General features: G+C 67.2%; 13 protein-coding genes. 6 read left to right on the plus strand and 7 right to left on the minus strand.

From position 1 onward, the window contains the following. Nucleotides 1-57 precede the first annotated feature (57 nt). Nucleotides 58-615 (plus strand): dTDP-4-dehydrorhamnose 3,5-epimerase, encoded by a 558-nt coding sequence (gene rfbC, locus ACXJKH_RS06075; RefSeq protein ID WP_256775334.1) that lies wholly within the window; start codon nucleotides 58-60, stop codon nucleotides 613-615. After that, a complete protein-coding gene (gene rfbD, locus ACXJKH_RS06080) occupies nucleotides 612-1,502 on the plus strand; it encodes a dTDP-4-dehydrorhamnose reductase (protein WP_457318675.1) in 891 nt (296 codons plus the stop codon). The genes rfbC and rfbD overlap by 4 nt, the downstream gene beginning before the upstream one ends. Nucleotides 1,503-1,612: 110 nt before the next feature. Here rfbD and ACXJKH_RS06085 read toward each other — a convergent pair whose 3' ends face one another. Next, nucleotides 1,613-3,016 carry a mannose-1-phosphate guanylyltransferase/mannose-6-phosphate isomerase gene (locus ACXJKH_RS06085; RefSeq protein WP_457318676.1) on the minus strand — a complete coding sequence of 468 codons (1,404 nt, stop codon included), beginning with the start codon at nucleotides 3,014-3,016 and terminating at the stop codon, nucleotides 1,613-1,615. Nucleotides 3,017-3,028: 12 nt separating this feature from the next. Next, entirely contained in the window at nucleotides 3,029-4,378 is a 1,350-nt protein-coding gene (locus tag ACXJKH_RS06090; RefSeq protein ID WP_256775337.1) for a phosphohexomutase domain-containing protein, read from the minus strand. A 160-nt stretch (nucleotides 4,379-4,538) separates the two neighbouring features. Here ACXJKH_RS06090 and ACXJKH_RS06095 point away from each other — a divergent pair, with 160 nt between their 5' ends. Both ACXJKH_RS06095 and ACXJKH_RS06100 read left to right on the plus strand, forming a co-directional pair. Then, nucleotides 4,539-5,273 carry a CoA transferase subunit A gene (locus ACXJKH_RS06095; protein ID WP_457318678.1) on the plus strand — a complete coding sequence of 245 codons (735 nt, stop codon included), beginning with the start codon at nucleotides 4,539-4,541 and terminating at the stop codon, nucleotides 5,271-5,273. A 1-nt stretch (nucleotide 5,274) separates the two neighbouring features. Further along, nucleotides 5,275-5,907 carry a CoA transferase subunit B gene (locus ACXJKH_RS06100; protein WP_256775339.1) on the plus strand — a complete coding sequence of 211 codons (633 nt, stop codon included), beginning with the start codon at nucleotides 5,275-5,277 and terminating at the stop codon, nucleotides 5,905-5,907. 37 nt (nucleotides 5,908-5,944) lie between these two features. On the opposite strand, the gene ACXJKH_RS06105 is transcribed toward ACXJKH_RS06100, so the two are convergent. Then, on the minus strand, nucleotides 5,945-8,005 hold the full coding sequence (locus tag ACXJKH_RS06105; protein ID WP_457318679.1) for a glycoside hydrolase family 99-like domain-containing protein: 2,061 nt from the start codon (nucleotides 8,003-8,005) through the stop codon (nucleotides 5,945-5,947). Nucleotides 8,006-8,122: 117 nt separating this feature from the next. Between ACXJKH_RS06105 and ACXJKH_RS06110 the strand changes: the two genes are divergently transcribed. Next, nucleotides 8,123-8,713 carry an alpha-ketoglutarate-dependent dioxygenase AlkB family protein gene (locus ACXJKH_RS06110; protein WP_457318680.1) on the plus strand — a complete coding sequence of 197 codons (591 nt, stop codon included), beginning with the start codon at nucleotides 8,123-8,125 and terminating at the stop codon, nucleotides 8,711-8,713. Here ACXJKH_RS06110 and ACXJKH_RS06115 read toward each other — a convergent pair. From ACXJKH_RS06115 to ACXJKH_RS06130, 4 genes are read right to left on the minus strand one after another with little or no spacing between them, the layout of a single operon-like run. Beyond that, a complete protein-coding gene (locus ACXJKH_RS06115) occupies nucleotides 8,676-9,350 on the minus strand; it encodes an ABC-type transport auxiliary lipoprotein family protein (protein WP_457318682.1) in 675 nt (224 codons plus the stop codon). The genes ACXJKH_RS06110 and ACXJKH_RS06115 overlap by 38 nt on opposite strands. Further along, complete coding sequence (locus tag ACXJKH_RS06120) at nucleotides 9,347-10,273, minus strand: MlaD family protein (RefSeq protein WP_457318683.1); 927 nt, start codon at nucleotides 10,271-10,273, stop codon at nucleotides 9,347-9,349. The genes ACXJKH_RS06115 and ACXJKH_RS06120 overlap by 4 nt, the downstream gene beginning before the upstream one ends. Before the next feature lie 3 nt (nucleotides 10,274-10,276). Then, nucleotides 10,277-11,107 carry an ABC transporter ATP-binding protein gene (locus ACXJKH_RS06125; protein ID WP_256775342.1) on the minus strand — a complete coding sequence of 277 codons (831 nt, stop codon included), beginning with the start codon at nucleotides 11,105-11,107 and terminating at the stop codon, nucleotides 10,277-10,279. Between the two features lie 3 nt (nucleotides 11,108-11,110). Next, entirely contained in the window at nucleotides 11,111-12,223 is a 1,113-nt protein-coding gene (locus ACXJKH_RS06130) for an ABC transporter permease (RefSeq protein WP_256775343.1), read from the minus strand. 102 nt (nucleotides 12,224-12,325) lie between these two features. Here ACXJKH_RS06130 and ACXJKH_RS06135 point away from each other — a divergent pair, with 102 nt between their 5' ends. Next, nucleotides 12,326-13,585 carry a threonine/serine exporter family protein gene (locus ACXJKH_RS06135; protein ID WP_256775344.1) on the plus strand — a complete coding sequence of 420 codons (1,260 nt, stop codon included), beginning with the start codon at nucleotides 12,326-12,328 and terminating at the stop codon, nucleotides 13,583-13,585. Nucleotides 13,586-13,799: the final 214 nt, after the last annotated feature.

The following is a 13,799-nucleotide window of genomic DNA, read 5'->3' on the forward strand; positions in this document are numbered from 1 at the left end:
GATCAAGAACGGCTACGGCCAATACCTGCATAAACTGGCTGTACGAGGAGTGGTGCCGTGAAAGTAATTGAGACCAAACTGCCGGGCTGCGTGGTGATCGAGCCGGCGGTGTTCGGCGACGAGCGCGGCTTCTTCTTCGAGACCTGGAATGCCGAGCGTTTCGGCCAGCACGGTCTGCCGACCAAGTTCGTGCAGAGCAACGTCTCCACCTCGGCCAAGGGCGTGCTGCGCGGCCTGCATTACCAGTGGCCGCGGCCGCAGGGCAAGCTGGTCAGCGTGCTCGAAGGTGAGGTGTACGACGTGGCGGTGGATATCCGTCGCGGCTCGCCGACCTTCGGCCAGTGGGAAGCGGTGGTGCTGAGTGCGGAGAACAAGAAGCAGTTCTGGATCCCGGAAGGCTTCGCGCATGGCTTTGCGGTGCTGTCCGAGCGTGCGGTCTTCAGCTACCTGTGCACCGAGGTGTATCTGAAGGACTTCGATGCCGGCGTGCGCTGGAATGATGCCGACATCGCCGTGGACTGGCCGATCAGTGGCCCGACGCTGTCGGCCAAGGATGAGGCCGCGCCGTTCCTGAAGGACATCGCCGAAGACCGCCTGCCGGTCTACCAGCCGTGACGGTGCTGCTGTTTGGCGGCAATGGCCAGTTGGGCCGGGAACTGCAGCGCGCGCTGGCACCGCTGGGCACGATCGTAGCGACCACCCGTAGTGGCGCGCTGCCCGATGGCAGTGCCTGCGAAACGGCCGACTTCAACGAGCCCGCGTCGCTGGTTGCGCTGCTGGATCGCGTTCGTCCGGACGTGGTGGTCAATGCGGCCGCCTATACGGCGGTGGACCGCGCAGAAGAAGAGCGCGATGCGGCCTGGCGCGCCAACGCCGAAGCGCCGGGCGTCATCGCGCGCTGGTGCGCCGCTGCCGGTGTGCCGCTGGTGCATTACTCCACCGATTACGTGTTCGACGGGCAGGGCACCCGCCCGTACCGCGAAGACGATGCCACTGCGCCGCTGGGCGTGTACGGCGCCAGCAAGCTGGCCGGTGAAGAAGACATCCGCGCGGCCGGCGGCCGTCATCTGATCTTCCGCACCGCATGGGTGTATGCCTCGCATAGCGCCAACTTCCTGCGCACCATGCTGCGGGTGGGCGCTGACCGCGACGTACTGCGCGTGGTGGCCGACCAGATCGGCACGCCGACCCCGGCGGCGCTGATCGCCGATGTCACCGCGCAGGCCTTGCAGCATGCCGGTGGCCTGTCGGGCACCTGGCACCTGACCGCTGCGGGTGAAACCAGCTGGCATGGCTTTGCCGAGGCGATCTTTGCCGAGGCGGTGTCAGCCGGAAAGCTGGCGCGCGCGCCGAAGGTGGAAGCGATCACCACCGCCGACTACCCGACCCCGGCCAAGCGCCCGGCGTATTCGCACCTGGACGTCAGCAAGCTCGAGTCGGATTTCGGCATTGCGCTGCCCAGTTGGCAGGATGGTTTGAAGCAGGTGATCGCAGCGCTCTGAAGCTGCACTGCGGATCGCCCGCACCGCGTCAGCCATGCACGGCATGGCTCTACCGGACAATGAAAAACCCGGCCTTGGCCGGGTTTTTTTGTCTCTGCGGTGCCCATCGATCACGTACGACCGTAGGTATCCTCGAACCGCACGATATCGTCCTCGCCCAGGTAGCTGCCGGACTGCACTTCAATCAGCTCCAGCGGCAACTTGCCCGGGTTCTTCAACCGGTGCGTCACACCCAGCGGAATATAGGTGCTCTGGTTTTCGGTGAGCAGCAGCACTTCCTCGCCGCGGGTCACTTCAGCGGTACCGCTGACCACGATCCAGTGCTCGGCACGGTGGTGGTGCATCTGCAGGCTCAGCGTGGCACCGGGTTTGACGGTGATGCGCTTGACCTGGAAACGCTCGCCATGGTCGATCGAGTCGTAGGCCCCCCACGGGCGATACACCTTGCGGTGCCAGGTCGCTTCGGGACGGGCGTCGGCCTTCAGGCGCGCCACCACCTGCTTGATCTCCTGCATGCGGTCGCTCCTGCCGACCATCACCGCGTCATCGGTTTCGACCACGATCACATCATCCAGCCCGACCAGCGCAATCAGGCGCTCGCCGTAGGCATAGGTGTTGCGGCAGTCGATGGCGATCACATCGCCATGATGGGCGTTGCCGTCGCTGTCCTGCGCCGATACATCGCGCAGCGCGGTCCACGAGCCGACATCGTTCCAACCGGCATCCAGCGGCACCACCACCGCATCGGCGGTCTTTTCCATCACCGCGTAGTCGATGGAATCAGACGGCACCGCCGTGAATGCCTCTTTGCCCAGCCGGGTAAAGTCTGCATCGCGCCGTGCCTGTTCCCAGGCGGTGCGGCTGGCCGACAGCATGGCCGGATTGAATTTCTCCAGCTCGGCCAGGTAACGCGATGCCTTGAACAGGAACATGCCGCTGTTCCAGAAATACTCGCCCGAACCGACGTATTGCCGGGCGGTCTCGGCGTCGGGYTTCTCGACGAAGCGATCCACCGCGCGCACCTCGCCGCCCGAGGCGGCCTTGATGTAGCCATAGCCGGTTTCCGGCCCGGTCGGCACGATTCCGAAGGTGACCAGCTTGCCGTCGCGCGCGGCGGGCAGTGCACGCAGCACGGCGGCGCGGAAGGCCGCTTCATCGGCAATCACGTGGTCCGAGGGCAGCACCAGCAGCACCGCGTCCTCGCCGTCACGGGTGGCTTCCAGCGCCGCCACCGCGATCGCCGGGGCGGTGTTGCGGCCCACCGGCTCGAGCAGAATCGCCAGCGGCTGCACGCCCAGCTGCTGCAGCTGTTCGGCGGCCACGAAACGATGCTCTTCGTTGGCCACCACCAGCGGCGCGCGGCCGGCAATCGGTGCAACCCGCTGCCAGGTGGCCTGCAGCATCGTCAGGTCCCCGGCCAGGGCCAGGAACTGCTTGGGGTAGGCCTCGCGCGAGAGCGGCCACAGCCGGGTACCGGAGCCACCGGACAGGATGACGGGGAGCAGATCGTTCATCGGGGCGGTGCCTCAGGAGGCCGTGAGCAGCTGGGAGATTTCATCGGTGCGCTGCTGCAGCAGGGCGGCATCGCCACGCGTTTCGATGTTCAGGCGCAGCAGCGGTTCGGTGTTGGAGCTGCGCAGGTTGAAGCGCCACTGGCCGAAGTCGGCGCTGATGCCGTCGGTGTGGTCCAGTGCCGGCGACTGCGCGGCGTAATGGTCCATCACCCGGGCAACTGCGGCCTTGGCGTCGGCGACCTTGAAGTTGATCTCACCACTGCACGGGAACTTGGCCATGCGCGCTTCCACCAGATCGGCCAGCGAGCGGCCGGATTCGGAGACGAGCGCGGCAATCAGCAGCCACGGGATCATGCCCGAGTCGGCGTAGGCGAACTCGCGGAAATAATGGTGCGCGCTCATCTCACCGCCATACACGGCGTTTTCGCTGCGCATCTTTTCCTTGATGAAGGCGTGCCCGCTCTTGCACAGCACCGGCTGCCCGCCCGCGTCTTCGACCATCTCCACGGTGTTCCAAGTCAGGCGCGGGTCGTGCACGATCTTGCCGCCCGGCTGGCGTGCCAGGATCGCCTTGGCCAGCAGGCCGACCAGGTAATAGCCTTCAATGAAACGGCCGTTGTGGTCGAAGAAGAAGCAGCGGTCGAAGTCGCCGTCCCAGGCAATGCCGAAATCCGCACCGTGCTCGCGCACGGCCTGCGCGGTCAACGCACGGTTTTCCGGCAGCAGCGGATTGGGAATGCCGTTGGGGAAACTGCCATCGGGCTCGTGGCAGATGCGGATGAACTCGAACGGCAGGTGCGGGGCCAGCAGGTCGACGATCGGGCCGGCGCCACCGTTGCCAGCATTGACCACCAGCTTGAGCGGCTTGAGGGCGGTGCGATCGACGTAGCTGAGCAGATGGTCGATGTAAGCACTCTTGTCCGGATGCGTCTGCAGGCTGCCCGTGGCATCGACCGGCGCGGCGGTATCGGCTTCGACCGCGTCGGAGATCGCCAGGAGGCCGGTGTCCGAACTGATGGGACGGGCCTGCTCCTTGACCAGCTTCATCCCGTTGTAGTCCATCGGGTTGTGGCTGGCGGTGACCATCACCCCGCCGGCTGCCTTGAGGTGGTCGACCTGGAAATAGACCTCCTCGGTCCCGCACAGGCCGATGTCCAGCACGTCGCGCCCGGCGCCACGCAGGCCGGCAGCCAGCGCGTCCTGCAGGGCCGGGCTGGTCAGGCGGATGTCATGGCCGACCACCACGGTGCCGGGGGCGAGCTGCGCGTCCAGCGCCACGCCGATGCGGCGGGCCAGGTCTTCGTTCAGTTCGTCCGGCACGCGGCCGCGGATGTCGTATGCCTTGAATGCGGGGAGCGTCATGTATTCCAGTCCTTCTGACAGTCAGTGGATTAGTGTAGCCGCAGCCATGTATGGGAATCGTTTTCATGCCGGGCCGTGGGTGGACGCTTCTCCGGGCGGGCCGGGAATGCCCTGCGTACTCGCTACAATGCCCGCTTACATCAACGAGGTGAGGGCGTAGATGAGCAAGTCCCCAGACAATGCCGGACGGCGTGGCAAGCAGTACGCCAGCGCCGCCGAAGCCCTGGACGGTGTGGTCGCCGATGGCCAGACCCTGGCGGTCGGCGGGTTCGGCCTGTGCGGCATCCCCGAGGCGCTGATCGCCGCGTTGCGCGACACCGGGGTCAAGGGCCTGACCGTGATCTCCAACAATGCCGGGGTGGATGGCTTCGGCCTGGGCCAACTGCTGGAAACCCGGCAGATCCAGAAGATGATTTCGTCCTACGTGGGCGAGAACAAGGAATTCGAGCGTCAGTACCTGGCCGGTGAACTGCAGTTGGAGTTCAATCCGCAGGGCACCCTGGCCGAGCGCCTGCGCGCCGGCGGTGCGGGTATTCCGGCGTTCTTCACCGCCACCGGCTACGGCACGGTGGTGGCCGAGGGCAAGGAAATCCGCGAATTCGACGGCAAGCACTACGTGATGGAAACCGCGCTGCGTGCCGACGTCGCGCTGGTCAAGGCGTGGAAGGCCGACGCATCGGGCAACCTGGTATTCCGCAAGACCGCACGCAACTTCAACCCGGCCTGCGCGATGGCCGGCAAGCTGTGCATCGTCGAGGTCGAAGAGGTGGTGCCGGTCGGCAGCATCGACCCGGACCAGGTGCACCTGCCGGGCATCTACGTGCACCGCATCGTGCACAACCCGCATCCTGAAAAGCGAATCGAACAGCGCACCGTGCGTGCGGAGGGCAACTGACATGGCGTGGACCCGCGATGAAATGGCCGCGCGCGCCGCGCGTGAACTCACCGATGGCGCCTATGTGAACCTGGGCATCGGCCTGCCGACGCTGGTGGCCAACCACATCCCCGATGGCGTGGACGTGTGGCTGCAGTCCGAGAATGGGCTGCTTGGCATCGGCCCGTTCCCGACCGAGGCCGAGGTCGATGCCGACCTGATCAATGCCGGCAAGCAGACCGTGACCGCACGCCCGGGCGCGAGCTACTTCGGCAGCCACGACAGCTTCGCGATGATCCGCGGCGGGCACATCAACCTGGCCATCCTCGGCGCGATGCAGGTCACCGACAAGGGCGACCTGGCCAACTGGATGGTGCCGGGCAAGATGGTCAAGGGCATGGGCGGGGCGATGGATCTGGTCGCCGGCGTGCAGCGCGTGGTGGTGCTGATGGAGCACACCGCCAAGAACGGCGAGCACAAGATCCTGCCCGAGTGCACGCTGCCGCTGACCGGCGTGGGCGTGGTCGACCGCATCATCACCGACCTGGCCGTGTTCGACGTCACCGACGCCGGGCTGGTGCTGGTGGAGGCTGCACCGGGCGTGGGCGTGGATGAGCTGAAGGAAAAGACCGGCGTGGCGTTCGCTGCCGCCTGAGGGGGATGGCGCCGCCCCGGCCAGCCGGGGCGGCAGCTCACCCGCGCTTGGCGTAGGCGTATCGGCCTGCGTCCGATTCGCCCTTGCCAAGGCTGTCCAACGTAAAGCCGGCATGCATGCACACCGCACCCAGCAGGCGCTCGATTGCATGCGCCGCCGTACCGTCGATCTGTCCTTGCTCGGGTTCGAACATGCTGCGGTACAGGTGCGCGTCCAACAGCGGGCGCAGTGCCGCCAGCCGTACCCAGAACATGCTGCCAGCGCTGAAGGGCGCGTCCAGGGGCGCCACTGACAGGCCAAGCCTGGCCTGCAGGCGGACCAGTGCCGACGCGTTGCCACCGATGAAGTCGCGGACCGGCAGCAGGTGGCCTCGCGGTGCCAGCAGGCCCAGCGACGGGTCGTGGCCGAACGCCTCCACGGCCTGTGCGGCGTGGCCATCGAGCAGCAGCTGCCGCAGCATTTCATCGCGCCACTGCGCGCCTTGCTGCATGTGCGTGGAGCGCTTGGTATGCAGTTTGAGCACCACGTCCTCGCCCTGCCCGAGCAGCAGCTCGGCGACCTGGAGGAAGGGCAGGATGTCGCGGCCATGGTTGGGGTAGACCAGCACCTCCCCGCGCAGCTCGGCCTGCCGCAGCGCGGCATCCACCGCGCTGCGATGCTCCGGTGCGGTGGTGACGACCAGGCGGCACGCCAACGCGCTCGTCTTGAGCTGATCGAGAAGTGTCGCCAATTCCGGCATGTGCCAGGCGTGAATCACCACGCACGGTCGCGCCGTGGCCGTGCCGGCCGCCGGCGCCTGCAGCGCCTTCCGCGTCGCCTCCAGATACGCATGCCCCAGCCGTGCATCCGGCTCCAGCACTGCGCCTTCGGCCCACTCGTTCCAGGCGTTGATGAACACCAGGCGCTGGTTGGCCGGCGCGGCGGCCAGGCGCGTGTGCACGGTGGTCGACAGCCAATCGCCATACCCACGCGGCGAGGCGTGCAGGTAGACGCGGCCCTTGCCGGAGCGGCGCGCTTCGTTGTCCCAGCCCGGGTTGACCCCGGGGTATAGCGTGTAGGACGGCAGCGGTCGTGCGGCGATCTCAGCTGCCAGTTCGCGCCAGTCGCGCACGTCGCCGTGGAACTCGGGATTGATCAGGAACTGGTCGGCGGTGAGCGAGCGCGGGTTGCTCATGTTCGGCGGAAACTCGACCGCGGCGTCGAAGCCGATGTCGCGCGGATCCGGACGCTCGAAGCCCTGCACATAGGCCAGGTGGATCTCGCCGATGCCGTTGTCCAGGCACCACTGCCGCCAGCGCTGGGCGGTGGCGCGTGCATCGGGCAGCAGGTGCGGGCGGTAGACCAGCAGCATCGGCTTGCCGTCCACCTTCAAGGCGCGGCGATCGCGCAGGTAGTCGGCGACGTGGGCGATGAAGGCCAGGTCGTCCTCGGCACTGTGCTGCTGGCCGATCAGGATGTCTTCGTCGCGGCCGTCCCAGCGCCGTGCCCAGTTTTCATTGGCCCAGCACAGGCAGAACGGCAGGTCGATGCTGTCGTCGGCCAGCCACTGGCGCAGCGGCGCCTCCATCAACGTGGTGCCGCTGAACCAGTAGTAATAGAAGCAGAACGCGCCGATGCCGTATTCGCGGGCCAACTGCGCCTGGTCGCGCATCACCTGCGGGTTGCGCAGGTCGTAGAAGCCCAGGTCGGCGGGCAGTCGCGGTTGGATGTGGCCCTCAAACTGAGGCAGGGCGCGGGTGACGTTGCGCCACTCGGTAAAGCCCTTGCCCCACCACGCATCGTTCTCGGTGAACGGGTGGAACTGCGGCAGGTAGAACGCCACCAGCGTGGCGGGCAGCTGCTCGGGCAGGGCATCGGCGCGATGCGGCACGTAACCGATCGCGGCTTCATCGGCGCGCGACAGGGGGCGATGGACGGCCGCAGGCGCGGCATCAACACGGCCGCGTGGCGGTGGCGGCACCCAGTCGCCATGGTCGCGCAGGAAGCGCGCGCGGAGTCGATCACGCTGCCCGTCGGACAGCGGCAGTGCGCGGAATCCGGCGCGCAGCGCCACGAAGACCGCCTGACGCAGCCTGGCCTTGAGCGTGGTCACGCGCAACGGGCCTGGACCCAAGGGAAAACGACAGCAGGCATGCAGGCTCCAACACTATAACGGGTGGGCCATTCTCGGGCTTTGCCCGCGCACCGGCAAATGCGGGCGTGCTAGCGTTCGCCGATGGATCTCCACCTTCCCGACGCCCAGGTCCACTGGCACCGCCACTGGCTCCCCGCCACCGACGCCGACGCCCTGCAGCGCACCCTGCGCGAGGACGTGCCGTGGGAGGTCCACCGCATCCGCATGTTCGGGCGCCAGGTCGATTCGCCGCGGCTGAGCTGCTGGATGGGCGACCCGGCCGCGCGCTATCGCTATTCGGGCACCGACTTCGTGCCAGCGCCGTGGCATCCGGCGTTGCTGCCGCTGCGCGAGCGGCTGGCCGCGTTCTGCGGCACGCCCTTCAACAGCGTGCTGCTCAACCGCTACCGCGATGGCGACGATGGCATGGGCTGGCACAGTGACAACGAGCCCGAACTCGGGCCGACGCCCCTGATCGCCTCACTGAGCCTGGGCGCCGAGCGTCGCTTCCTGCTGCGGCGGCGCGAGGACCATGCGCGCAAGGCCGAGGTGACGCTGGGGCACGGCGACGTGCTGCTGATGGGCGGGCAGACCCAACGCCATTACCAGCATGCCCTGCTGAAAAGCGCGCGGCCGCTGGCCGAGCGCATCAACCTTACTTTCCGCTGGATTGACGCAGCCGGGCCGGCATGACCTGCGCCTGCTGGTAGTCGGCCTGGCCGGTTACCAGCGTCCAGCCGACCAGCTCGGTGGTCAGGGTCTGCAGGCTCTGCTCGAACGCACGGGCGACATCGGCGGTGGCGGTGCTCGGCACCGGCTGTTCCTGGCGGAACGTGCGGTCGGACACCACCCGCTGGTCGACCACGTGGATCAGTTTGGCGTTGACCTCGATCAGCGCGGCAGGCGTGGCCTGGCCGCGGTAATCGGCCTCGAAACGACGTACGTCCAGGGCCAGCTTGTAGTCGGCGCGGATGCCGGTGGTGGCGCGGGCGACGCCGGCGATGCGGCCGGAATCCTCGAAACCGCGCACCAGCGCGTCATCGAGCATGTCGGTGGCCGGCTGCGCCCAGCTCACCCCCTTGTACACCTCCAGCTCGGACGGCGAGGGGCGTACGTTGATGCGCGGGCTGTCGACCACGCGCGCGGCACTGGGCTTGACCACGATCAGCTGCCAGTCGACCTTCGGCCAGCCGGGATCGGCCTGGATGCGCACGATCGGCGAATAGATGGTCACCGCGCTGCGTTCGTTGCTGCCCAGCAGCGAGCAGCCACCCAGGGCGGCGATCAGGGCGACCGGCAGGAGGAATCGGGGAAGGGTCGGGCGGCTCATTTGGGTTCGAACTCCTTGGGCGCGTCACGGCCCAGCAGATAGCGTGCCGGGTTGTTGTCGAGGCGGTCGCTGACCCGGCGCAGGTCGCGGATCAGCCCGCGCAGCTCGGTCAGGGTCGGGCCCAGCTGAGCCAGGCCGTCATTGGCGAAGCTGTTGATCGCCGCGCGGTTCTCGCCGAGGATCGAATCGGCGTTGCCAGCGGCAGAATCCAGCTTGGACAGGGTGGTTTCCAGCTTGTCCAGGATCGGCGGCAGCTGCTGCACCAGGTTCTTGTCCAGGCGCCGTATGGTGCCGTTGGTGCTTTTCAGGGTGACATCCAGGCTGCGCGCGGCATCGCGCGCGCTGAGCAGCAGCGCCTGGGTGCCCTGGTCGCGGTCGGCCAGGCCGCCGCTGATGGTCTCAAGGTTGGCCAACGTGGCGTTGATGCTGGCCACGTTGCGGTCGCTGAGCACCTGGTCCATGCGCTCGACGATGCGGTTGGCCACGTCGGTGATGTTCTGCAGCGCCGACGGGGTGGTCGGGATGATCGGGGCCGGGTCCTTGTTCACCGCGGTCAGCGCGGCGGACTGGGGCGTGCCGCCGCTGAGCTGGATGATCGACGGCCCGGTCAGGCTGGTGATGGCCAGCTTGGCGCGGGTGTCGGTCTTGACCGGGGTATTGGAGTTCAGGCGGATCCGCGCGACCACCTGGCGCGGATCGTCCGGCACCAGGTTCAGTTCGGTGATCGAGCCGACCGCGATGCCGTTGTACTGCACCGGGCTGCCGACCGACAGCCCGGTGACCGCCTCGCGGAACACCACCCGGTACTCGGTCCAGGTGCGGTCGGAGGAGTACTTGGCGGCCCACAGGCCGAAGGCCAGCAGCGCCAGTCCCACCACCAGGGTGAACGCGCCGATCAGGACGTAATTGGCTTTGGTTTCCATGGCTTACTCGCTCTCGTGCTTTGCATCGCGCGCAGCGCGCGCGCGTGGTCCGTGGAAATATTCCTGGATCCACGGGTGGTCCAGTTGTTCGATCTCGTGCAACGGGGCATTGGCGATCACCTTCTGGTCGGCCAGCACCGCCACCCGGTCACAGATCGCATACAGCGTGTCCAGATCGTGTGTGATCAGCAGCACGGTCAGCCCCAGCGCTTCCTGCAGGGTCTTGATCAGCCGGTCGAAGGCGGCCGCGCCAATCGGGTCCAGGCCGGCGGTGGGCTCGTCCAGGAACAGCAGCGGCGGGTCCAGCGCCAGCGCACGGGCCAGGCCGGCGCGCTTGCGCATGCCGCCGGACAGCTGCGAGGGCAGCTTGTTGATCGCATCGGCGGGCAGCCCGGCCAGTTTCACCTTGAGCAGGGCCAGCTCGTAATGCCAGCGCTCGGGCAGTTCGCGATGGTGTTCCTTCAACGGCACCTGCACGTTCTCGCCCACTGTCAGCGAGGAGAACAGCGCGCCATCCTGGAACAGCACGCCGGTGTTGCGTTCGATATGCAGGCGGTTGTCCGGATTGTCCGAGCGCGCGTCCACGCCCAGCACCTCGATCTGGCCCGCATCGGGAACGCGCAGGCCCAGGATGCTGCGCATCAGCACCGACTTGCCGGTACCCGAGCCACCGACCACGCCGAGAATTTCGCCGCGACGCACGTCCAGGTCGAGGTTGTCATGCACGGTCTGCGCGCCGAAGCGGTTGGTCAGCCCGCGCACGCGGATGGCCAGACCCGCATCGTCGCCGGTGGTGTCGTCGGTAGTGGCCAGGGCGGCGGTATCGGTGGCCATCGCTTACCAGCCCATCTTCATGAACCACAACGCGGCGAACGCGTCGAGGATGATCACCAGCGAAATGGCCTGCACCACGCTGGAGGTGGTGCGCTCACCGACCGACTGCGCGGTGCCTTCGACCTTCAGGCCTTCCAGGCAGCCGATCAGGCCGATCACCAGTGCGAACACCGGCGCCTTGGACAGCCCCACCAGCATGTTGCGCACTTCCATGGTCTCGTGCATCCGCGCGATGTACATCTGCGGTGGGATACCCAGGTCGAACGCACCCACGGTGATGCCACCGGCCAGGCCGGCCACCATCGCAATGAAGGTCAGCAGCGGCAGGGTGATCAACAGCGCAACCAGGCGCGGCAGCACCAGCAGGTCGATCGGGTCCAGGCCGAGGGTGCGCATCGCGTCGATTTCCTCGCGCGCCTTCATCGCACCGATCTGCGCGGTGAAGGCGCTGGCGGTGCGCCCGGCCAGCACGATGGCGGTCAGCAGCACGGCGAACTCGCGCAGGAAGGCGATGTTGACCAGCTCAACTACATAAATTTCCGCGCCGAAGTCGCGCAGGATGGTCGAGCCGAGGAAGGCGATCACCGCACCGACCAGATACGACAGCAGCGCCACCAGCGGCACCGCGTCCAGTCCGACCTGTTCCATCTGCGCCACCGTGGCGGTGAGACGGAAACGGCGCGGTTCCTTGATCAGGCGCGCGCCCTTGACCAGGTTCTCGCCGAGGAAACTGGCCAGCGCCACGATGTTGTGGCCCATCCCATGCACGCTGACGCCCAACCGCTCGAGCGCGGCCAGTACGCCGAAATCGCGTTTGGCGCGCGGACGGTCATCGGCGACTTCTTCGATGGTGGAGACCAGTGCGCGGTGTTCGTCGCGGAAGCTGACCGCATGCTCGCCAAGGTCGGCGCGACGGGCCACCCGCAGCAATTGCAATACCCCGGCGGAGTCGAGCACGGTGATGCCACTGGCATCGATGCCGGTCAGCCCGTCGGGAATGCCGCGCAGCACTTCGGCCGCGTCCAGCGCGGTGTGCAGGGTCCAGTGGCCGGAGAGCCGGACAAGTCCGGGATCCTGCGCGTCCTGTTCGAGATGGGGGGCTTGGCTTGGCGTCATGGGGCGTCCTGCGCGCAGCATACCTTGTCCGTGTCCACACCAAGTGTGTGCGCTGCGACATGATTGTTCAGCCGGGGCGGCCTTCGGGTAATACTACGAAGCATGTCTGCCGATACCGCCCCCCTTCCCACCCCCCAGGCCACCTATGCGCAGCGCGTTGCGTTCGTGTGCGAGATGGCCGGGCGCCTGCACAGTTACGGCACCACCGCGCAGCGGCTGGAGGCAGCGGTGGTCGCGCTGGCGCAGCGGCTGGACCTGGACTGCGAGCCGTGGTCGAACCCGACCGGGCTGATCCTGAGTTTCAGCGATCCGACCAAGGCGATCGGTTCATCGGATATCACCCGCGTGATCCGCCTGGCGCCAGGTGAAAACGACCTGCATAAACTCAGCATCGCCGACCAGATCACCGATGCGGTGGCCAACGGCACCATGAGCATTGCCCAGGGCCATACGGCGTTGCGGCCGCTGGACAAGGATCCGGGCCGGCGCGGCAAGATCCGCATGATCCTGTCCTACAGCCTGGGCGCGGCTGGCGTGGCCGGGCTGTGGAAACTGCCGTGGCTGGATATCGCCACGGCCGGGATGATCGGGCTGCTGATCGGGGTCATGACGCTGTATACCGATCGGCGCCCGGCCAGCCGCGAGGCCAGCGAGGCGCTGGCGGCACTGGTGGCCGGTACGGTGGCGGCGCTGGTGGCCTCGTTCCTGGGGCCACTGAATCTCAATACGGTCATCATCGCCTCGCTGGTGGTGATGCTGCCGGGGATGTCGCTGACCAATGCGGTCAATGAGCTGGCGAGCCAGCACTGGGTGTCGGGAACGGCGCGGTTTGCCGGGGCGATCACCACGATCCTGAAACTGACGGTGGGCGCGGTGATCGCGGTGACGCTGTCGGGGATCATCGGGCTGGAGCCGCACGTGCGGGCGTCGCGGCCGCAGGCCGACTGGGTGGAATGGAGCGCGTTGCTGGTGGCCGCGTTCGCCTTTGCGATGCTGTTCAAGGCCAATCGCCGCGATTATCCCTGGGTGATGGCGGCCTCGGTGGCCGGGTACGCGATTTCGAAATTCGCCGGTCAGGCGTGGGGGCTGCCGGCCGGCATTTTCATGTCGGCGATGCTGATGACCGCGGCGGGCAATCTGTTCGGTCGTCTGGCACAGCGCCCGGGCGCGATCATCCGCCTGCCGGGCATCATCATGCTGGTGCCCGGCAGCACCAGTCTGCGCGGGGTGCTCACGCTCGTGCAGCAGCAGGACATGAGTGCCGGCCAGACGGTGTTGATGACCGTGCTCAACGTGGTGATGGCGCTGGTGGCCGGGTTGCTGTTTGGCAATCTGTTGATTCCGGCGCGGAAGAATCTCTGAGGGGTAGTGGCGTTTGGCGTTTCTTGCAGAAGCGTCAGAGCGCAGTGCCGCTTGTCCCTTGGCTGGGCGGGGATGTGCAGGTTCGCCGGACGCGCCGTCAACCCATCCATGGGGGCTCGTGTACGGCATCCCTGCCGTACACGGTCCCGCAAACCCACACATCCCCGCCCTCCACAGTGGGTCGGGGGCCATGGAAAAGACAGGGGCGAAAAAG

The organism is Stenotrophomonas sp. P5_B8 (genome assembly GCF_054049855.1).

What these genes read in the sequence shown, in the direction of transcription:
- ACXJKH_RS06135 (WP_256775344.1), top strand. Translation starts at nt 12,326, where the DNA reads ATGTCTGCCGATACCGCCCCCCTTCCCACCCCCCAGGCCACCTATGCG.
- ACXJKH_RS06110 (WP_457318680.1), top strand. Translation starts at nt 8,123, where the DNA reads ATGGATCTCCACCTTCCCGACGCCCAGGTCCACTGGCACCGCCACTGG.
- ACXJKH_RS06130 (WP_256775343.1), bottom strand. Translation starts at nt 12,223, where the DNA reads ATGACGCCAAGCCAAGCCCCCCATCTCGAACAGGACGCGCAGGATCCC.
- ACXJKH_RS06100 (WP_256775339.1), top strand. Translation starts at nt 5,275, where the DNA reads ATGGCGTGGACCCGCGATGAAATGGCCGCGCGCGCCGCGCGTGAACTC.
- ACXJKH_RS06115 (WP_457318682.1), bottom strand. Translation starts at nt 9,350, where the DNA reads ATGAGCCGCCCGACCCTTCCCCGATTCCTCCTGCCGGTCGCCCTGATC.
- ACXJKH_RS06120 (WP_457318683.1), bottom strand. Translation starts at nt 10,273, where the DNA reads ATGGAAACCAAAGCCAATTACGTCCTGATCGGCGCGTTCACCCTGGTG.
- ACXJKH_RS06090 (WP_256775337.1), bottom strand. Translation starts at nt 4,378, where the DNA reads ATGACGCTCCCCGCATTCAAGGCATACGACATCCGCGGCCGCGTGCCG.
- ACXJKH_RS06125 (WP_256775342.1), bottom strand. Translation starts at nt 11,107, where the DNA reads ATGGCCACCGATACCGCCGCCCTGGCCACTACCGACGACACCACCGGC.
- ACXJKH_RS06095 (WP_457318678.1), top strand. Translation starts at nt 4,539, where the DNA reads ATGAGCAAGTCCCCAGACAATGCCGGACGGCGTGGCAAGCAGTACGCC.